This window comes from Candidatus Pelagibacter communis (assembly GCF_001180205.1).
Lineage (GTDB): Bacteria > Pseudomonadota > Alphaproteobacteria > Pelagibacterales > Pelagibacteraceae > Pelagibacter > Pelagibacter ubique_O.
On the sequence record NZ_CVSU01000097.1, the window covers coordinates 1 to 523 of the forward strand.

1 protein-coding gene is annotated in these 523 nt (G+C 31.4%); it reads left to right on the forward strand.

Annotated features, from left to right (window positions below; genetic code table 11):
* Positions 1-9 precede the first annotated feature (9 nt).
* Positions 10-523: mandelate racemase/muconate lactonizing enzyme family protein (locus tag AMO08_RS04500; protein WP_143323813.1), on the forward strand; the 514-nt coding region annotated here is incomplete at its 3' end.

Genomic DNA, 523 nt, shown 5'->3' on the forward strand with positions numbered 1-523 from the left:
CAAAAGGGTATGCCAATTCAAGCATTATCAGGTGTAGATATTGCTTTATGGGATATTCTTGGAAAGAAAACAAACTCTCCTCTTTATCAACTTGTAGGCGGTAAATGTAATAATGAAGTTCCAGTATATGGATATGGGATGATGTTGCAAAAAAAATCAGTTGATGAGTTAATTCCATTATTTCAAGAAGAAGCAAAACATATTAAATCAAAAAACTTTAAAGCTATGAAAATGAAAGTTGGATTGGGTCCAAAAGAAGATTTAAAGTTAGTACAGGCAGTTAAAGACTCTATAGGTAAAGACTTTAAATTAATGGTTGATGCAAATCATGCTTACAATTTAAAAGATGCTCTCTATGTTGGAAAAGGACTTGATGAACTAAATATTCATTGGTTTGAGGAACCTATTGCTCCTGAAGATTATGATGGATATAAGGAATTAAAACAAAAAATCTCCACTAGTATTGCAGGAGGTGAGGCTGAATTTACAAAATATGGCTGGAATAAACTAATATCAAACAAAT